Raw genomic sequence first — 18538 nt, forward strand, 5'->3', positions numbered from 1 at the left:
ATAATTAAGGAGTAACACATTGATAATCACATTTATTTTTATATATGGTATATGTTTAGGCTCCTTCTTCAACGTAGTCGGCCTCCGCGTCCCACAAAACCAATCCATTGTGGCACCGCGGTCAGCCTGTCCAAAATGCAAACATCAGCTCACTCCATTTGAGCTGATTCCCGTCCTATCCTATTTATTTCAAGGGGGAAAATGCCGCCAATGCAAGGTGCGCATTTCTCCTATTTATCCATTCATGGAGCTGCTCACAGGATTGCTGTTTGCGGCAGCCCCATTAGTATTAGGCTGGACAAGCGAGCTGTTTGTCGCTTGGACGTTAATCTCATTATTTATGATAATTACTGTTTCTGATATCACGTATATGATCATCCCTGATAAAGTGTTGCTCGTGTTTATGGGGATTTTTTTATTGGAACGGGCTCTTATACCTCTTGATCCAGGGTGGGATTCCCTCCTAGGGGCAGCTGTAGGTTTTTTCCTTCTGCTTTTGATTGCAATTATTAGTAAAGGAGGAATGGGCGGAGGGGATATTAAGCTCTTTGCTTTGTTAGGACTAGTGGTTGGTACGAAAATCGTTCTGTTATCTTTCTTTCTCGCAACTTTGTACGGAGCGGTCTTTGGTATAATTGGGTTATTAACCGGAAAGCTGAAAAGGAAAAATCCAATTCCATTTGGTCCATTTATTGCTGCAGGAACACTGACTGCTTATTTTTATGGAGATATTATCATCCGAAGCTACTTTACGTTTTTGGCATCTTGAATTTAGTAAGGGGTTTAATCAATGGCATTTTCCGTATTTTCTCGAAAAAACCGCATCATCAATTTGGTGATTAATGACTATTCAATTCGGTTTGTTGAATTGAAGAACACGAATCCGCTTAGCATCTATAGATGGGGTCAGCGGTTTATTCCGTTTGGGATCGTTCGGGATGGAAAAATCATTGATCATGGCACATTGGAAACGATTCTGGAAGAATGTATTACTGATTGGAAGATTCCGAAACGTTCTGTCCGATTCATCGTACCTGATTCGTTCGTTATAATCCGGAAAGCCAGTATTCCTGCAGATGTGAAAGATGATGAAATCAATGGCTATTTATATTTGGAGCTCGGCAGCAGTATTCATCTTCCATTTGAGGAGCCTGTCTTTGATACGTATACAATAAATCAAGAGAAGGATAAAAAAGAAATTTTAATATTTGCGGCTCAAGAAGAAAATGTTATGGAATGCGCGAATTTATTATCAAGTGTGAAGCTTGTTCCTTCGGCTGCGGATATTTCTTCGTTGTCTCTCTATCGGCTATATCATCAGTTGGACATGCAAGATCAGGATGAACGGCTACTAATGATTCAATTTGATCTGAATATGGTCAATCTTTGTATTTTTGAAAACCAATTCCCGCTATTTATGCATCATTTATTAATTGATTTTGATGATGATCTTTGGTCTGTTAAATCTAGCAGCAAAGAGAATCAAGAGTTTCAATTCAGTGGAAGTCAAACGGATTTGCTCTTTCAATTGGAGGATATTTTTAAGGAGATTGGGAAGTTTCTTGATTTCTATCGATATTCGATTCACCAAGGAAAACAGCAAATATCCAAGATCCTGTTAAATGGAGATCACCCTTATCTTGATCTAATTGAAAAGGAAATAGAAGCAAGATTTGATATCCCACATCAAACTATTCATTTAGCAACAGAAGATAATCTACCAAGATCACATTATCTTACTCTGGGGCTTGCATTGAAAGAGGTGTAAGCATGCTCGTTGAGATTAACCTACTCCCCAAAAAAGAATCACGGAAAACATCTCTTTACATGCTTATCGGTGCATTCACTCTTATTTTGCTAATCGGTGTTGGTATAACAGTCTGGATTGGGCAAGGCTATAAGGAGAAAATTGAATCTGTTACAAAGCAGCAGACTGCTACTCAGGAATTAATTGCCACAGAGCAGGAGGAAATTGCCAATGCAGAATCGTTAAACTCAATAGAAGAGCTGAAAAAAGCTGTAGCCTGGGCTGAAGACTATCTGATAAAAACAGTACCGATTTTGAGACAGTTTACTGCGTTACTTCCTGAACGTGGTTTTGTGCAAACCCTTAGCTATGAGGAAACAGGCAATATTGTTATCACGGTACAATTTGATACGAGTCGAGAAGCCTCTTATTATTTAAAATCGATGCTAGATTCTGAATGGATAGAAGACGCAATGATCAATTCGTTAACAACGAATGTGCTGGCAGAGGAAAAAAAGGTCGAAGCTGCAAGTATAGAGTCTGAACAGCAGAAAATCCTCCCTCGTTATTTGGCGGAATATGAGGTTATATTAAACCGTTCATTTATAAAACAAGAGGCTGACAGCAAAGGAGGGGAAGAATCATGACCCTTCTATCTTCTAAAAAAGGAAAGCTGTATTCGATTATTGGAATCATGAATATTATTTTGTTATTTATAGGGCTTTACTTTCTATATATCCAACCATTAAAGTCGACTTTGGCTAATAAGCAACGGGAACTGCAAACGGAAGAACAGCTCCTCGCGGTTATTGAAAGTCAGATTCATGATACTGGATCTGATTCGTTAGAAGGAACAGAAGAACTACAAAAGAAACTGCCGGTTAAACCGTTAGTCGAGCAGCTGATGCTTGATATTGAGCAGGCGGAAGTCGTGTCTGGAAGTCTAGTGACTAATATGGAATTTTCGATGGGTGAGATAGAAGAAGATACAACGGAGGAACAGCTAGAGATAGATTTAGAAGAGTCACCGGCAGATGAACAGGCAGAAAATACATCGAACATTCCTATGCCTGTAGGAATGAAAAAAACGACAGTTGTGTTAACAGTGAATTCCTCTAACTATTTTGAAATGGAAAAGTTCATTGATTCTATAGAATCGGAAAATCGGATCATCCTAGTCGAAAATCTGCAAATTGAAGGCCAAGAAGAGGTCGTTTCAACTGATCAAGAGAAGCAGCTTATTGTGTCTGAAATAACAATCTCGGCCTTTTATATGCCAGCACTGACAGACTTGATTGACCAGCTTCCGAAGATGGCCGTCCCGAAAACTGTCGAAAAGAAAAATCCATTTAGTATGTCCGGCAATATTTCCGAACCATCAGAGAAAGTACCAGGAGACCAAACTCAAGACTATTAAAAAATTTGACGAAAATCCAACGTAACAAGACGACAAAAGTCTTGTTATTTTTTTTTTTCGATATGTTAGGATGAAACATAATCATCAATCGACATGGAAGGAGGACGAATGGTGGAAGGCCCGGAAAAAGGTAGAACCATTACGATCAAAATAAATGGCAAGCATCGGTCCTATAAAGAAAACCTTGTGGAAGAAGGTCAAAAAGAGGATATAAAAATTGAGCGTTTACAAGAGGAAGTCAAAACAGAAAAATGGGATAATATGTCTTTGGAAGAATCGGCAGCCGCGAAGGAAACGGCTGATGATGATAGCTTTGATTGGATTCTGCCAGAGGACACGATAGAAACAGATTTAAAAGAGTATAAGATAGCAACACAGACGAAGAAAACTAGTAAAAAAGGAAATGGGACATTCGGCCAAAGCTTTAAAAAGAATAGGCATAAGGGATTTCTCACATCCGTATTCATAACTGTTTTTTTTGCTATTTTACTAGGGACAGGCTTTGGATTTATTATGTTAAAGCTAGTCATCACTGAAAATTCAGCAGAAATGGAGCAGCCTGTTATTGCTGAGCCAGTCGCAGAGGAAGAGGTCAAACAACCTGAAGGTTCTGAAACAGCTGTTTTACAACCTCTATCCACCTTTGTTATCCAAGGTGGAGTATTCTCTAATATTGAAGCAGCTAAGCAAATCGAAGGGGAACACATACAAAAAGGCATCTCTTCAAAGGTGATTGAAACCAATGGACAGGCCGTTCTTTATTTAAGTACTGCCTCAAGTATTGAAGACGCCAAGGTAATAGGGAATCAATTCAAGGACAAAGGGTATGAAGCTTTTGCAAAGCCAATTACTTTAGAGGAGAAATCACTGGAGGGGCTTCTGCCAGCGGAGAAAAAAATAATCAATGCTGCTCCCACTATTTATCAAGCTATTGCAGAGGGAGCAACAGAAGCAGCAACGAAACAAACATTATCAGATGCTAATGCTGATAAAATAGCAGCACAAATTGAAAGCATAAAGACCATTAAAGAAGATCAGCTAAAAAACAAAGGGATCATTTCATTGAATAATGAACTTAATCATGCACAACAACAATTAATGGCATATAAAGGAACAAAGGATTCCACAGCTTTAACAAAGGTTCAACAGCATTTACTCGAATTTGTATCGGTTTATCAAGCGTTGTAAAAGTACATATTTTTGCTTGCAGAAAAAGCAGGTGAAAATTTATTTGAGTGGATGTTTAAGAACAATTATAGAAACTAAATGCTCTAGTAGTTTAATAAATTACTAATTATTTACATTTACCGCCCTTAATCGAATATTTTCTGGGAAATAACGCAAATTATTGGAGTCTGTTCTTACTTTTTCGACAGACTCCTTTTTAATTTTGATAAGGTAAAGGACTAAAGTATTCGATTACATGAAAGATTTATTTATTTACTGTTATAAAATTGTTTGTCCTGCTGATTTTTGGTACGATATAGATGTATCTCCCGATATGATACAAATTTAAGGTAAGGTGATTATATGAAAAACCTCATTCTAGCCTCTTCTTCTCCACGACGAAAAGAACTTCTTGAAAATCTTCATATAACCTTTGAAGTATCCAGCAGCGATGTCGATGAAAGCTTTGACCCGGCATTAACACCGGGTGAAGTTGTCATGGAGCTTAGCAGTAGAAAGGCAAAGGCAGTAAGTTTACAACACCAAGAGTCATTTGTCATTGGTGCAGATACGGTAGTCGTTCTTGAAGGTACCGTATTAGGAAAGCCGAAGGACCGAACAGAAGCTTATTCGATGCTAAAGGGTCTATCGGGCAAAACCCATTCTGTTTATACAGGGGTATCCATCATCGCACCGGATAAAGAAAAGAATTTCTATGTGAAAACAGATGTGGTGTTTTGGGAGCTTTCAGATGAAGAAATAAATGCTTACATTGACACCAGTGAACCCTTCGATAAGGCAGGGGCATACGGAATTCAAGGCTTCGGCAGTGTACTCGTCAAGGAAATCAAAGGTGATTATTTTTCCGTTGTTGGTCTGCCAGTATCAAGGACAGTTCGTGAATTAAGAAATGCAGGATATTTCCAACCATTTTCTTAAAATTAAATTCATCTAAAACTCCCTAACGCCGATGTGTAAGGGAGGAAATGAATTAATGGAAACACAAAGCTTAATGATCAGGGATTTTCCGCAGGAGGAGCGTCCAAGGGAACGCTTTATCCAAAATGGGCCTCAAAGTTTATCTACCCATGAACTTGTTGCCATCCTTCTTCGCAGCGGGACAAAGGATGAATCGGTTCTGCAATTATCCAACAGGCTGCTTACTCACTTCGAAGGCTTACGGCTATTAAAGGATGCATCTTTGGATGAAATTACTTCTATAAAAGGAATTGGCACAGCTAAAGCCATTCAGCTTTTAGCAGCCGTTGAAATCGGCAGAAGAATATCCAATTTATCTTATGACGACCGCTACACGATCCGCTCTCCAGAGGACGGGGCCAAATATGTCATGAACGACATGCGCTTCCTTTCTCAGGAGCATTTCGTTTGCCTCTATCTCAATACAAAAAATCAAGTTCTTCACAAGCAAACGGTTTTTATCGGCAGCCTAAATGCCTCAATCGTGCATCCGCGCGAAGTTTTCAAAGAAGCTTTTCGGCGTTCAGCTGCTTCAATTATTTGTGCACACAATCATCCTAGCGGTGATCCCGCGCCAAGCAGGGAGGACATTGAGGTGACGAAAAGGCTGTCTGAGTGCGGAAAAATAATTGGCATTGAGGTGCTCGACCATCTCATTATTGGGGAAAATAAATTTGTGAGTCTGAAGGAAAAAGGGTATTTATAGCACTATGTTTTTATTTGACGATAAGCTATAATATTGTTTATGCTTTTTTACGTGAAAGATTATAATCACCTACTTGAAAAGTAACTTTTTTATGAAAATAAATATACTAGTCAGCTAGTTGCTGGCTCTGTTCATTTTCGCATTTCGTATCAGAAAGGGAGATACAAACGATGTTTGGAACTAAGGATCTTGGAATTGATTTAGGAACGGCTAATACACTTGTTTATGTGAAAGGAAAGGGGATTGTTGTTAGAGAACCTTCAGTTGTCGCATTGCAAACAGACACGAAAAATATTGTGGCTGTCGGGAATGATGCAAAAAATATGATCGGCAGAACACCTGGGAATATCGTGGCCCTTCGCCCAATGAAGGATGGGGTTATTGCTGATTATGAGACAACAGCCGTTATGATGAAATACTATATTAAGCAAGCAAATAAGAGCAAAGGACTTTTCTCAGGAAAGCCATATGTGATGGTTTGTGTACCGTCAGGAATTACGGCAGTTGAGCAGCGTGCTGTTATTGATGCTACACGTCAGGCGGGAGCAAGAGATGCTTATCCAATAGAGGAGCCATTTGCAGCGGCAATCGGGGCGAATCTTCCTGTTTGGGAGCCAACTGGCAGCATGGTCGTTGATATTGGCGGGGGAACAACTGAGGTAGCAATTATTTCTTTAGGCGGCATTGTAACTAGCCAGTCCGTTCGTGTTGCTGGCAATAATATGGATGAAGCAATTATTAATTATATTCGTAAACATTATAATCTTCTAATCGGTGATCGTACGTCTGAAACGATCAAAGTCGAAATCGGTTCTGCTGGTGACCCGGATGGAATTGAAAATATCGAGATTCGTGGCCGAGATCTTTTAACTGGACTTCCTAAGACGATTGAAATTACGGCAGAGGAAATTTCTAAAGCATTGCATGACACAGTGTATGCGATTGTTGATGCTGTAAAGGTAACACTTGAGAAAACGCCGCCAGAGCTTGCAGCAGATATTATGGATCGCGGGATTGTGTTGACTGGCGGAGGCGCCTTGCTTCGAAACTTGGACAAGGTGATTAGTGAAGAAACGAAAATGCCAGTATTAATTGCTGAAAATCCGCTTGATTGTGTAGCGATTGGTACAGGAAAAGCACTGGACCACATTGACTTATTTAAAAATAAATCAAGAGATTCCAGGTAATATCATGATTGAAGCCCATTCACCTGAAACAGTGACTGGGCTCCAATCGTGTTTATTAAAAGGAATTCCCCTGACTAACGAATAATCTTTCTTAACTAAACAATGCTCTTCGTCTAATTCTTATATAAATAGTAAATTGAGGTGTTAAAAATGCCACAATTCTTTTTGAATAAACGCCTGATTATTTTGCTTGTTAGCATCATTATTCTCGTGGCATTGATTGGGTTTTCATTAAAGGAACGTGAACAATTAAGCTGGCCAGAGCAGTTTATTAAGGATACTACTGGATGGATTCAAACAGCTATTTCTCGTCCAACTCATTATGTTGCTGGTTTCTTTGAAAATTTGCAAGACTTGCAAAATACATATACCGAAAATAAAGAGTTAAAAAAGCGGCTTGATGAACTCGCACGTCTTGAAGCGGATGTACAAATGCTGAAAAAGGACAATACCGAGCTTCGTGAAATTCTTGATAAAAAGGAATCATTAAGTGAATTTGATCCGATACAAGCGACAGTTATTGGCAGAAATCCTGATCGATGGACCGACCTTCTCATTATCAATAAAGGGTCTAAAGATGGCATTAAACAAAATATGGCTGTCATTACGGCAAATGGTTTGATTGGGAAAGTTAAAAATAGTCAGCCTCTAACTTCTACAGTTCAGCTGCTAAGTGCGATGGATCCGACTAATCGTATTTCAGCTGAAATACAGGCAAATGGAAATAGCTATTATGGTCTGATTGAAGGATATGACAAAGATAAAGGACTATTATTACTGAAAAGAATTCCATTTGATGCAAAAGTAGAGAAGGGGCAAAATGTCATCAGCTCTGGGAAGGGCGGGGTGTTTCCTAAGAATCTTCCAATTGGAAAGGTAGTTGAAGTTGCACCGGCTGAATACGGCCTAACTTTAACAGCCTATGTAAAGCCTGGGGCAAATTTATATGATATTGAGCATGTAATGGTTGTAAATAGGAAAGCTTTACAGCCTGCCTTGGAAGATATGATCGATGATAAGGAGGAGGAGCTGTGAGAAAATTTCTTCTTCCTCTTTTATTCATTTTGATATTCATTGCAGAAAGCATTTTTATCGAGTTGATGCCAGAGAAAGCTTTTGGAGAAGCTTACATTATTGTACCTAGGTTTTTAATGATTGCCTTAATTTTTCTAACCGTTTATGGCCCAAGAAAATATGGGATCATTTATAGCTTCTTTGTTGGCCTATTATTTGATATTGTTTATACCGAAATTATCGGGATTTATTTATTTATGTTTCCATTAGTTTCCTATATCATTCTGAAGCTAATGAAAATATTACAAACCAATATTGTCATTGTTTCCATTGTAGCCTTGATTGGGGTGATGCTCCTGGAGTTAGGAGTTTATGAAATGTATTTCTTAATTCATCGGACCACCATGTTATTTTCTACTTTTATGTCACTTCGTTTTTTGCCAACAGCGATTTTTAATTTAATTTTCATTATTATTGCAGCTTATCCGCTTAAAAAGCATTATGATAAACTAGTAGCTAGCTTGGATATTTAATACTTTTCATTGTAAAAATTAAATTCCCGCACTTTCTATCAATGAATTCTAATCCTAAAAAGGATTTTTTAGCCTTTCTGTCGAATTCTTTTTATTTATGGAGCGTATAAAGCGCTTGCGCTTTTCTTATGAGGTGAACATCTTGACATGAAGAAATTCCAAAATATTACGATTAAAGGGACAAAGGATGGATTAATCCTCCATCTCGATGATTCCTGTTCTTATGAAGATTTAAAAAAAGAGTTAGATATTAAGCTTTCTGAAAGCTCGAGATCACGTGAAGATCGACTAATCACAGTAAAAGTTCAGGTTGGCAACAGATATTTATCGAACGAGCAGGAAGAAGAGTTGAAAGAGCTCATTCGGCAAAAGAAAAACCTTGTTGTAGATTCAATCATTTCCAATGTCATTACGAAAGAAGAAGCATCAAAATTAAATGAAGATACTGAAATTATACCGATTGCTAGAATTATTCGATCTGGTCAAGTGTTGCATGTACCAGGCGATCTCCTTCTCGTAGGGGATGTTAATCCTGGAGGGACCGTTATTGCAGGCGGAAATATTTATATTATGGGGACATTAAAGGGGATTGCACATGCAGGCTTTTATGGAAATAAAGAAGCAATCGTTGCAGCATCCAGCATGAAGCCTTCACAATTGCGAATTGCCTCTTGTATTACAAGAGCTCCTGACCAAAATCAGGAACAGGAAAAGAGAGAAATGGAATGTGCCTACATAAATGAGCAAGATCAAATTACAGTAGATAGATTGCAAGTGTTGATGCATCTAAGACCAAATATTACGAGGTTGGAAGGGGGACAATAGGATGGGAGTAGCAATTGTCATTACATCAGGTAAAGGTGGAGTTGGAAAAACGACAACTTCAGCAAATATTGGAACAGCCTTAGCTCTGCAAGGAAAAAGAGTTTGCCTCGTCGATACAGACATTGGCCTCCGTAATTTAGATGTGGTGATGGGACTTGAAAACCGTATCATCTATGATCTAGTCGATGTATTAGAGGGACGGTGCAAGATTCATCAGGCTCTTGTAAAAGATAAACGGTTTGAAGATCTGCTATATTTATTGCCAGCCGCACAAACGAGTGATAAAACCGCAGTCACTCCTGAGCAAATGAAGGTACTCGTTAATGAATTAAAACAAGACTATGATTATATCATTATTGATTGTCCTGCCGGTATTGAGCATGGATATAGAAATGCAGTTGCAGGTGCCGATAAAGCAATTGTTGTAACAACACCAGAAGTTTCAGCTGTTCGAGACGCAGACCGTATTATAGGCCTGCTTGAAAAAGAAGAAAATGTTGAAGCACCAAGGCTAGTGATTAACCGGATCCGCAGTCAAATGATGAAAAATGGAGATATGCTCGATGTGGATGAAATTGCCGCCCATCTATCTATCGAACTAATAGGCATTGTGGCAGATGATGATGAAGTCATTAAAGCTTCGAATCACGGAGAACCAATTGCCTTAAACCCTAATAGCAAAGCTTCTATTGCTTATAGAAACATTGCCCGCCGAATATTAGGAGAATCGATTCCCCTTCAGCCTCTGGAGGAAAATCATGTAGGCGTTTTCTCAAAAATTAAAAAGTTTTTCGGTGTGAAGTAAAAGTCAGGGAATTTCCTTGGCTTTTTTCTATGTGGTAATTAATTGTCGTTGGATTTATTGAACAAGCCTTGATGTACGAAGTAATCACCAGCGCAGAGAAATAAAGCCAACGACATTTACATACTAGATTGGGGGTGCAAATTCGATAAGAGGCCTTTTGCTGCTGCTTCTATAAGATTCACATTATTAAAAGTCATACTCCCATTGGACAACTCATAGACTTGTACAAAAGAATCATAAGGGAATGGTGGGGGCGTATGAGATCACGAGCAGATGAAATACGAAAGCGGATGGAACGGAGAAAAAGAGAAAGAGAGCGAATGACAAAACCGGTAAGAAAACAAAATCTTTGGACGGAAGATGAAGAAAGATATGGCTTTGATAGGATTTCTTCGTATGACGGCAAAGGGGAAGAAAGCTTTCATCCTTTATTCCGGAAAGAACATTTCTTATTTAAAATACTTGCCTCTGCATGCCTATTTTTAATTATCGCTATCATGTTCAAAAACAATGCTGGAACCTTTGAACCTGCGAGGAACTTTGTCACGAAAACGATGGAAAATGATTTTCAATTTGTTGCTGTTGCGAATTGGTATGAAGAAAAATTCGGCAAACCCTTAGCCCTTTTACCATTCAAGGAAGAGGAAGAAGGGAAAAAGGAGTTAACTCCAAAAACAGAGTATGCTTTGCCAGCTTCAGCTAGAATTCTTGAGGATTTTCAAGAAAATGGGCAAAGAATTACAATTGAAACGAGCAAGGATGCTGCTGTCATCGCCATGAGTGAAGGGTTAGTTAAATTTGCCGGGAAAAAGGACGGCTTTGGAAAAACCGTCATTATTAGCCACGCTGATAATAGTGAATCATGGTATGGAAATTTAGAGGAAATTAACGTGAATCTCATGGAGTATGCTGAAAAAGGTACGGAATTAGGTAAGTCAACGGCAATGGAGGATGGAATAAAGGGTTCCTTTTATTTTGCTATTAAAAAGGGTGATGATTTCATTGACCCGATACAGGTGATCCCATTTGAATAAATTCGCAGGATTGATAAAATATATTTATATTCACCCGCTTCTTTGGGTTGTTATTGGATTAGCTGTGATGACCGCACATTTTATAGAATTGTCTCTGTTTTTGCTTATAATTTTTGTTCATGAAATGGGGCATGCGGCAGCAGCGTCTTTTTTTTCGTGGAGGATTAAACGGATTGCCTTGCTGCCATTCGGCGGCGTTGCGGAAATCGAAGAGCATGGAAATCGCCCTTTAAAGGAAGAACTGATTGTTATTCTATCAGGGCCTCTCCAGCATATTTGGCTGATTGGGGCTGCATACGTGCTTTATCAGTTTTCGTTTCTCTCAGAAGGCATGTACGAATTGTTCATCCAGTATAATTTAATGGTTTTGTTATTTAATCTGCTGCCCATTTGGCCGCTTGATGGAGGAAAGCTCGTTTTTCTATTCTTATCCATCTTTCAATCATTTCCAAATGCACACCGGAGAGCTTTGCTAATTTCTGCAGCTTGCACATTGCTTTTTTCAGTATTAATCTTAATATTTTCTCCAATCAATTTAAATATTTGGGTAGTAATCGCTTTTTTGCTATTTTCACTGTACCATGAATGGAAACAAAGCCGTTATGTTTTCATGCGTTTTCTGCTTGAAAGGTATTACGGAAAGAATAGTGACTTTCGTCAGCTAAAGCCTATTGTAGTGAAAGAGGATGAAATGGTTATGCATGTGCTAGAGAAATTTCAGCGCGGCTTTAAGCATCCGATTATTATTGAAAAAAACGGGAAAGAAAAGGGTTCAATGGACGAAAACGAGCTTTTACATGCCTATTTTACGGAAAAAATGGTCACATCCCGTATTGGAGATCTGCTCTATGTTTATTAGAAATTAAAGTGAGGAACTATTTTGTATACATTGATTATTAATCATTTAACAAGGGAAAAACGGTATGCTTTAGTTAAAAATAATGTCGTGGAAAAGCTAGTTATTCAACAGCCGAAGCATCAATCCGCTGTAAGCAATATTTATTTAGGAATAGTAGAAAAAGTCCTGCCCGGCATGAATGCAGCCTTTGTTGATATTGGCCAGGAAAAAAGCGGGTACTTGCATCGAGATAAAATGGCGTCTTTTGTACAGGCAGAGGAAGATGGGGCTAAAAATGTCTCCTCTTATGCTCATCAAGGCGAAAGGCTGCTTGTTCAAGTGGAAAAAGATGCAGCAGGAACAAAGGGGCCGCGTTTATCAGGCATCATTGAGCTGCAAGGAAATCATTTCATTTACATGCCTCGTGGACGTTATATCGCCGTATCAAAAAAAATTGAAGATTACCAAGAAAGAGAAAAGCTGCGCGAGCTTGGCCACGAATTGAAAGAGCCAGAAGAGGGGCTTATTTTTCGAACATCATCAAAAGACACACCGAAAGAACAGTTATTAGCCGAGCTTGGACAGCATCGGCTTAAATACAAGGAGATTCTTCATACTGCTGGTGCTTTAAAAAAGCCAGGAAATGTTCTGGAGAGAAATTCATTGCTGGATGAAATTTCTGAGGAGTTAGAAAGACTAGCAATAAATGAAATTATTGTGGATGATTCCGCTTTAAAGGTCGAGCTTCAGAAAAGATTTCCATGCTCCATACAGCTGTATAGTGGAAAAGAAAACATTTTTTCCGCTTATAGACTTGAACATGAAATTGAGAAAGCGTTAAAGAGAATTGTCTGGCTAGAAAATGGTGCCTATCTAATTTTTGACGAGGCAGAGGCATTAACGGTCATAGACGTGAATACAGGGAAATACTCAGGTAAACAAGATCTTTCAGATACGATCTTGAAAACAAATGAATGGGCAGCAGTGGAGGCCGCTAGACAAATTCGTCTTCGCGATATTGGCGGGATGATCTTAATCGATTTCATCGATATGAAAAGGGAAAAAGACCGGCAGCGGATTCTCAACTCACTGGAAAAAGAACTGAGAAAAGATGAGAGACGGACGAAGGTAATAGGCTTTACCCCGCTCGGAATCCTGCAATTAACTCGTAAGAAGACAAAGCCTGCCCTTTTAGAAGCTCTAACAGTGAAGTGCCCTAGCTGCGAAGGGACAGGTCGTGTATTAAGTCCGGAGACAATCGCTTTTCGTCTGGAAAGAGAGCTATGGGAGCATAAAGGCGGGGACTATGAGGCCGTCTTCATAGAAGCTACACAAGATGTTCAAAGGACTTTCTCTGGAGAGAAAAACATCCACAAGGAAAGGATGGAGGAATTGCTCGGTCTAGAAATTATTTTTAGCAGCAGTGATTCTTTAAAACCATGCTATGAGATTCGGCAATTTGGCACTTCAGCTGAATTAAGAAAAAAGCTAGAATCCAATTGACAAATCAGGGCGATTTATGATAAAGTTTTCATGTTATGTTTGTAGCGCACCCGTGCTACAACCGCTCAGAACAGGTTATAAGCTTTTGCGTTACTTTCAAGTAATGTAAGACGCCTGATGATGGCGAGTCTTAGTCTAAGAGGAGGTGCAGTTCATGTACGCGATTATTGAAACTGGTGGTAAGCAAGTACGTGTAGAAGAAGGTCAAGCTATCTACATCGAAAAGCTAAACGCAGAAGCAGGCGAAACAGTAACTTTTGATAAAGTTCTTTTCGTTGGCGGAGACAATGTAAAAGTAGGAAGCCCTGTTGTTGAAGGAGCTACTGTTACAGCTAAAGTTGAAAAGCAAGGCCGTGCGAAGAAAATTATTGTTTTCAAGTACAAAGCGAAGAAAAACTATCGCAAAAAGCAAGGTCATCGTCAGCCATACACTAAAGTTGTGATTGAAAAGATCAACGCTTAAGGCGATTAATATGATTCAAGTTACGGTGAATCGTAAAGGGTCCGGTATGATTCAGTCATTTGAAATAAGCGGCCATGCCTTTTTTGCTGAAAGAGGGAATGATATTGTCTGTGCAGGCGTATCAGCCGTATCGATTGGCGCCATTAACGCGGTGCATGCTTTAATCGGCATTACACCCGATATTGAGCAAAAGGAGGATGGTTTTCTCCGCTGTGCGATTCCGGATAATTTACCGGAAGAAACAAATGAGAAAATACAACTTCTTTTCGAAGGAATGGTTGTCTCATTGCAGACGATTGAAGAAGAATACGGGCAGCATATAAAAATGACCTTCAAAAAGCAGGAGGTGGAATAAATGTTACTAAAATTAGATCTTCAGTTATTTGCTTCTAAAAAGGGAGTAGGTTCAACGAAGAACGGCCGTGATTCGATCGCGAAGCGCCTAGGTGCGAAGCGTGCTGATGGTCAGTTCGTAACTGGCGGTTCAATTCTTTACCGTCAACGCGGTACTAGAATTTACCCAGGTGTAAACGTTGGTAAAGGTGGAGATGATACACTTTTCGCGAAAGTGGATGGTGTTGTTAAATTCGAGCGCCTTGGCCGTGATCGTAAGCAAGTAAGCGTATATCCTGTAGCTCAAGAAGCATAAGGAATGCTTAGAAAACTCTAGCCTAAATGGTTAGAGTTTTCTTTTTGGTTTAAATCGTGTATATTTTGCTTACGTTCTCTTCGTTTTTTGATATACTAACAGCAAGTCACACTTAAAATGCTGTGTAGGAGTGCATGTATGAAAACTGATTGGGATGTAATCGAGGTGCTGCGTTTCGCACGCCACGACTGGTTAAACAAAATCCAACTAATAAAAGGGAATTTGGCATTAAATAAAATTGACCGGGCTAAAGAAATTATTAATGAAATTGTTGTTGAAGCCCAAGCTGAAGCTAAGCTGTCTAACTTGAATATTCCTCAATTCGCCTCCTTGCTTCTTACATATAATTGGGAAAATCATTCATTTCAAATTGAATATGATGTAATGGAAAGTTCAGTGAGCGGTTATTTGGATGATGAATGGCTAACAAATTGGTCAAGAGCTTTTTTCAATCATTTGGATTCATCAATTAAGCCGTTTCATGAGAATCATTTATCCGTTACAATTGAGCCGCAAATGGACGGTACCCGTTTCTTTTTTGATTTTAGAGGGATAATAATAAATAAGATGCAGCTAGAGCAATTTTTGGAGACAAAAGGATCAACATATCCGGAAGTTGTTATTCAAAGCTGGAATGAACAAGAATTATCTTTTGATTTTTTAGTTTCCCCTAGAAAATAATCCAACATCAATGTACATAAGGAAAAAACAAACAGTTCTTGCTGTTTCTAGAAAAAAGGAACGGCTAAGACGGGAGGAATAATATGTTTGTCGATCAGGTAAAAATTTATGTTAAAGGCGGAGACGGAGGCAATGGCATGGTAGCCTTCCGCCGTGAAAAATATGTTCCTATGGGAGGACCTGCGGGCGGAGATGGCGGTAAAGGTGCAGATGTCGTTTTTGAAGTGAACGAGGGTCTGCGCACACTAATGGATTTCCGTTATCAGCGCCATTTTAAGGCTACCCGCGGGGAGCATGGCATGTCCAAAAACCAGCATGGCAAAAATGCTAAGGATATGATTGTAAAGGTCCCCCCTGGAACAGTAGTCACAGATGTCGAAACAAATGAGATCATTGCTGACCTTACTGAGCATGGCCAAAGAGCTGTAATTGCAAGAGGCGGCCGAGGCGGAAGAGGTAACTCGAGGTTTGCTACTCCATCTAATCCAGCACCAGAATTATCAGAGCATGGAGAGCCGGGAATTGATCGAGAAGTCATTCTTGAATTAAAGCTTTTGGCAGATGCAGGGCTTGTTGGCTTTCCAAGTGTAGGTAAATCAACGCTATTATCAGTTGTTTCATCGGCAAGACCGAAAATTGCTGAATACCATTTTACAACGATTGCTCCAAATTTAGGTATGGTTGAAACCGAAGACGGGCGCAGCTTTGTCCTAGCAGACCTGCCGGGATTAATTGAGGGAGCACATTCTGGAGTTGGTCTTGGCCATCAATTCCTAAGACATATTGAACGCACCCGGGTAATCGTTCACGTCATTGACATGGCGGCAACCGAGGGCAGAGATCCATATGAAGACTACTTAACCATTAATAAAGAATTACGAGAATACAATTTACGCTTAACGGAAAGGCCACAAATTATTGTTGCAAATAAAATGGAAATGCCTGGAGCGGAGGAAAATCTTCAGAAGTTCAAGGAGCAAATGGAAGAGGATTATCCAATTTTCCCAATATCGGCGATTACGAGACAAGGATTAAGAGATTTAGTATTTGCCATTGCAGATATAATTGAAAAAACACCTGAATTCCCGCTTCATGATGAGGTCGAAACAGGTGTTCACCGCGTAGTCTATAAACATGAAGCTGAAGAAACAGAATTCGTTATTACAAGGGATTCCGCTGGTACATTTATTGTTTCAGGAGACGCGATTGAGAAGCTCTTCAAGATGACTGACTTTTCTAGGGATGAATCTGTCCGCCGTTTTGCAAGACAGCTTCGCGGAATGGGTGTCGATGAAGCTCTCCGTGAAAAAGGGGCAAAGGACGGGGATACGGTCAAGCTTCTTGATTATGAGTTTGAGTTTATAGAATAATCTAAGGGATGGCTTAATGGAGTGTAGGTATGAGACAGGAGAAATTCGATAAGAAATTTTACCTCGTTCGGGAGGATGTTCTTCCAGAGGCGATGAAAAAAACATTAGATGCGAAAGAAATGATCGAGAGAGGGAAGGCAGAATCCGTTTGGGATGCCGTGCAAAAGGTAGATTTGAGCAGGAGCGCCTTTTATAAATACAGGGATACTGTCTTTCCTTTCCATACTGTAGTGAAAGAAAGATTAATTACTTTATTTTTCTATCTGGAAGATCGTTCTGGTACTTTATCTCATCTACTTGCAGTAGTTGCCTCTTCTGGGTGTAATGTCATGACGATTCACCAAACGATCCCTTTAATGGGGAGGGCGAACGTGACCCTTTCCTTAAATATTACGGCGATGGCTATTGAAATCGAAGAGCTGCTTGCAAATTTGAGAAAACTGGAGTTTGTTGAAAAAGTTGAGGTGCTCGGTTCAGGTGCATAATTTTTGTACCTATCCGGCCCTGATTTTTTCTTTTTACGGACAGTTTTTAAAGCAATCGAAATTGATTACTTACATTCTTCATGTAAAGTGGTAAAGTGTTAATATGAAAGAATGCATGTTTTAGGGGAGAGGTTTTTCGTGAAAGTAGGTTATTTAGGACCAAAAGCAACATTTACTGATATCGCTGTACGGGAAATGTTTCCCGAAGAAAAGGCTGTTCCCTATATAACCATTCCTGATTGTTTTGACGCTATCATAGGGGATGATATTGAAGCGGCTGTCGTGCCGCTCGAGAATGCACTTGAGGGATCGGTTAATATTACGCTTGATTATTTAGTTCATGAGGTCGATCTGCCAATCGTTGGGGAAATAACTTGTCCGATTAGGCAGCATTTTATGGTTCATCCCGAAAATAAAGATCATTGGAAGGAAGTAGGCGTTGTTTACAGTCATTCTCATGCTTTAGCCCAATGTCATAAGTTTTTGCATAAGGAGCTTAAGGGAACGCCATCTGAAAAAACAACATCGACGGCTGCTGCAGCTCAATTTGTAAAGGAGCATCCAGATATTAAAGCGGGTGCCATTGCCAACGAACTTGCGGCAAAGGAATATGGCCTAGAAATCGTACGTGAGGATATCCACGATGTTAGCTATAATCATACACGTTTTATTGTTCTATCGAAGAACAAGGTCTCTTTACCGGAAGGGAAGCCATCATTTAAAGGCTACAAAACGACTGTCATGATTACTTTGCCATCTGATCGTTCCGGAGCTCTTCACCAAGTGCTGTCTGCTTTTGCCTGGAGAAAATTAAATCTTTCCAAAATTGAATCAAGACCAATGAAAACAGGTCTTGGAAACTACTTCTTTATTATTGATGTGGATATGAAGCAGGATGATGTTCTCATCCCAGGCGTTGTCGCCGAACTGGAAGCATTAGATTGCAAGGTGAAAATTTTAGGAAGCTACCCATACTTTCAGCTCGGAATGGAAAAAAGCCGAGTTCAGCATATATGAGAATCATATGAAAAATTAATGCTCACTTGAGCGTTAAATCTTAAGCGGACATTGAGTCCGCTATTTTTATTTAATGACCATATTTCAGAGCTAAGCGGACTCCAGGTACGTTATTTACA

General features: G+C 39.5%; 22 protein-coding genes and 1 other annotated feature. All 22 genes read left to right on the top strand.

What is annotated here, in order from left to right; translation table 11 throughout:
• Positions 1-22: 22 nt before the first annotated feature.
• A complete protein-coding gene (locus tag AR328_RS07735) occupies positions 23-769 on the top strand; it encodes a prepilin peptidase (RefSeq protein WP_066294617.1) in 747 nt (248 codons plus the stop codon).
• 21 nt (positions 770-790) lie between these two features.
• On the top strand, positions 791-1768 hold the full coding sequence (gene pilM / locus AR328_RS07740; RefSeq protein WP_066292847.1) for a type IV pilus biogenesis protein PilM: 978 nt from the start codon (positions 791-793) through the stop codon (positions 1766-1768).
• A 2-nt stretch (positions 1769-1770) separates the two neighbouring features.
• Entirely contained in the window at positions 1771-2394 is a 624-nt protein-coding gene (locus AR328_RS07745) for a hypothetical protein (RefSeq protein ID WP_066292850.1), read from the top strand.
• On the top strand, positions 2391-3164 hold the full coding sequence (locus tag AR328_RS07750) for a hypothetical protein (RefSeq protein WP_066292853.1): 774 nt from the start codon (positions 2391-2393) through the stop codon (positions 3162-3164). The genes AR328_RS07745 and AR328_RS07750 overlap by 4 nt, the downstream gene beginning before the upstream one ends.
• 108 nt (positions 3165-3272) lie before the next feature.
• On the top strand, positions 3273-4352 hold the full coding sequence (locus AR328_RS07755; protein WP_156422660.1) for an SPOR domain-containing protein: 1080 nt from the start codon (positions 3273-3275) through the stop codon (positions 4350-4352).
• 342 nt (positions 4353-4694) lie between these two features.
• Positions 4695-5270 (top strand): Maf family protein, encoded by a 576-nt coding sequence (locus AR328_RS07760; protein ID WP_066292862.1) that lies wholly within the window; start codon positions 4695-4697, stop codon positions 5268-5270.
• 55 nt (positions 5271-5325) lie between these two features.
• The gene (gene radC, locus AR328_RS07765) at positions 5326-6015 is read left to right on the top strand and encodes a RadC family protein (RefSeq protein WP_066292866.1); all 690 of its coding nucleotides are present in this window, start codon (positions 5326-5328) and stop codon (positions 6013-6015) included.
• Positions 6016-6185: 170 nt separating this feature from the next.
• Positions 6186-7202: a rod shape-determining protein gene (locus tag AR328_RS07770; protein WP_066292869.1), complete on the top strand. Its 1017-nt coding sequence runs from the start codon at positions 6186-6188 to the stop codon at positions 7200-7202.
• A gap of 150 nt (positions 7203-7352) precedes the next feature.
• The gene (mreC, locus tag AR328_RS07775; protein WP_066292872.1) at positions 7353-8237 is read left to right on the top strand and encodes a rod shape-determining protein MreC; all 885 of its coding nucleotides are present in this window, start codon (positions 7353-7355) and stop codon (positions 8235-8237) included.
• Positions 8234-8749 (top strand): rod shape-determining protein MreD, encoded by a 516-nt coding sequence (mreD, locus tag AR328_RS07780; RefSeq protein ID WP_066292875.1) that lies wholly within the window; start codon positions 8234-8236, stop codon positions 8747-8749. Before mreC ends, mreD begins: the two co-directional genes overlap by 4 nt.
• Positions 8750-8896: 147 nt before the next feature.
• Entirely contained in the window at positions 8897-9574 is a 678-nt protein-coding gene (minC, locus tag AR328_RS07785) for a septum site-determining protein MinC (RefSeq protein WP_066292878.1), read from the top strand.
• A 1-nt stretch (position 9575) separates the two neighbouring features.
• Positions 9576-10379 carry a septum site-determining protein MinD gene (gene minD, locus AR328_RS07790; protein WP_066292881.1) on the top strand — a complete coding sequence of 268 codons (804 nt, stop codon included), beginning with the start codon at positions 9576-9578 and terminating at the stop codon, positions 10377-10379.
• Between the two features lie 257 nt (positions 10380-10636).
• Complete coding sequence (locus tag AR328_RS07795; RefSeq protein ID WP_066292884.1) at positions 10637-11413, top strand: M23 family metallopeptidase; 777 nt, start codon at positions 10637-10639, stop codon at positions 11411-11413.
• Positions 11406-12272 carry a M50 family metallopeptidase gene (locus AR328_RS07800; RefSeq protein WP_066292886.1) on the top strand — a complete coding sequence of 289 codons (867 nt, stop codon included), beginning with the start codon at positions 11406-11408 and terminating at the stop codon, positions 12270-12272. Before AR328_RS07795 ends, AR328_RS07800 begins: the two co-directional genes overlap by 8 nt.
• Before the next feature lie 21 nt (positions 12273-12293).
• A complete protein-coding gene (locus AR328_RS07805; protein WP_066292888.1) occupies positions 12294-13754 on the top strand; it encodes an Rne/Rng family ribonuclease in 1461 nt (486 codons plus the stop codon).
• A gap of 49 nt (positions 13755-13803) precedes the next feature.
• Positions 13804-13895: a sequence feature (ribosomal protein L21 leader region), on the top strand.
• Between the two features lie 13 nt (positions 13896-13908).
• Positions 13909-14217: a 50S ribosomal protein L21 gene (gene rplU / locus AR328_RS07810; RefSeq protein ID WP_066292891.1), complete on the top strand. Its 309-nt coding sequence runs from the start codon at positions 13909-13911 to the stop codon at positions 14215-14217.
• A 10-nt stretch (positions 14218-14227) separates the two neighbouring features.
• Positions 14228-14572 (top strand): ribosomal-processing cysteine protease Prp, encoded by a 345-nt coding sequence (locus AR328_RS07815; protein WP_066292894.1) that lies wholly within the window; start codon positions 14228-14230, stop codon positions 14570-14572.
• Positions 14573-14866: a 50S ribosomal protein L27 gene (rpmA, locus tag AR328_RS07820; RefSeq protein WP_066292897.1), complete on the top strand. Its 294-nt coding sequence runs from the start codon at positions 14573-14575 to the stop codon at positions 14864-14866.
• Positions 14867-15004: 138 nt separating this feature from the next.
• Positions 15005-15547, top strand: a complete 543-nt coding sequence (locus tag AR328_RS07825) for a sporulation initiation phosphotransferase B (protein ID WP_066292900.1) — start codon at positions 15005-15007, stop codon at positions 15545-15547.
• 83 nt (positions 15548-15630) lie between these two features.
• A complete protein-coding gene (obgE, locus tag AR328_RS07830) occupies positions 15631-16917 on the top strand; it encodes a GTPase ObgE (protein WP_066292902.1) in 1287 nt (428 codons plus the stop codon).
• Positions 16918-16946: 29 nt separating this feature from the next.
• A complete protein-coding gene (locus AR328_RS07835; protein WP_066292905.1) occupies positions 16947-17402 on the top strand; it encodes an ACT domain-containing protein in 456 nt (151 codons plus the stop codon).
• 138 nt (positions 17403-17540) lie between these two features.
• The gene (gene pheA, locus AR328_RS07840) at positions 17541-18419 is read left to right on the top strand and encodes a prephenate dehydratase (protein WP_066292907.1); all 879 of its coding nucleotides are present in this window, start codon (positions 17541-17543) and stop codon (positions 18417-18419) included.
• Positions 18420-18538 lie beyond the last annotated feature (119 nt).

Origin of the sequence: Bacillus sp. FJAT-29937 (assembly GCF_001509555.1) — a bacterium.
GTDB lineage: Bacteria > Bacillota > Bacilli > Bacillales > Cytobacillaceae > Cytobacillus.

Excerpts from the sequence above, each read along its gene's own strand:
- pilM (WP_066292847.1), top strand. The coding sequence starts at position 791 with ATGGCATTTTCCGTATTTTCTCGAAAAAACCGCATCATCAATTTGGTG.
- AR328_RS07745 (WP_066292850.1), top strand. The coding sequence starts at position 1,771 with ATGCTCGTTGAGATTAACCTACTCCCCAAAAAAGAATCACGGAAAACA.
- AR328_RS07750 (WP_066292853.1), top strand. The coding sequence starts at position 2,391 with ATGACCCTTCTATCTTCTAAAAAAGGAAAGCTGTATTCGATTATTGGA.
- AR328_RS07755 (WP_156422660.1), top strand. The coding sequence starts at position 3,273 with ATGGTGGAAGGCCCGGAAAAAGGTAGAACCATTACGATCAAAATAAAT.
- AR328_RS07760 (WP_066292862.1), top strand. The coding sequence starts at position 4,695 with ATGAAAAACCTCATTCTAGCCTCTTCTTCTCCACGACGAAAAGAACTT.
- radC (WP_066292866.1), top strand. The coding sequence starts at position 5,326 with ATGGAAACACAAAGCTTAATGATCAGGGATTTTCCGCAGGAGGAGCGT.
- AR328_RS07770 (WP_066292869.1), top strand. The coding sequence starts at position 6,186 with ATGTTTGGAACTAAGGATCTTGGAATTGATTTAGGAACGGCTAATACA.
- mreC (WP_066292872.1), top strand. The coding sequence starts at position 7,353 with ATGCCACAATTCTTTTTGAATAAACGCCTGATTATTTTGCTTGTTAGC.
- minC (WP_066292878.1), top strand. The coding sequence starts at position 8,897 with ATGAAGAAATTCCAAAATATTACGATTAAAGGGACAAAGGATGGATTA.
- minD (WP_066292881.1), top strand. The coding sequence starts at position 9,576 with ATGGGAGTAGCAATTGTCATTACATCAGGTAAAGGTGGAGTTGGAAAA.
- AR328_RS07795 (WP_066292884.1), top strand. The coding sequence starts at position 10,637 with ATGAGATCACGAGCAGATGAAATACGAAAGCGGATGGAACGGAGAAAA.
- rplU (WP_066292891.1), top strand. The coding sequence starts at position 13,909 with ATGTACGCGATTATTGAAACTGGTGGTAAGCAAGTACGTGTAGAAGAA.
- AR328_RS07815 (WP_066292894.1), top strand. The coding sequence starts at position 14,228 with ATGATTCAAGTTACGGTGAATCGTAAAGGGTCCGGTATGATTCAGTCA.
- rpmA (WP_066292897.1), top strand. The coding sequence starts at position 14,573 with ATGTTACTAAAATTAGATCTTCAGTTATTTGCTTCTAAAAAGGGAGTA.
- AR328_RS07825 (WP_066292900.1), top strand. The coding sequence starts at position 15,005 with ATGAAAACTGATTGGGATGTAATCGAGGTGCTGCGTTTCGCACGCCAC.
- obgE (WP_066292902.1), top strand. The coding sequence starts at position 15,631 with ATGTTTGTCGATCAGGTAAAAATTTATGTTAAAGGCGGAGACGGAGGC.
- AR328_RS07835 (WP_066292905.1), top strand. The coding sequence starts at position 16,947 with ATGAGACAGGAGAAATTCGATAAGAAATTTTACCTCGTTCGGGAGGAT.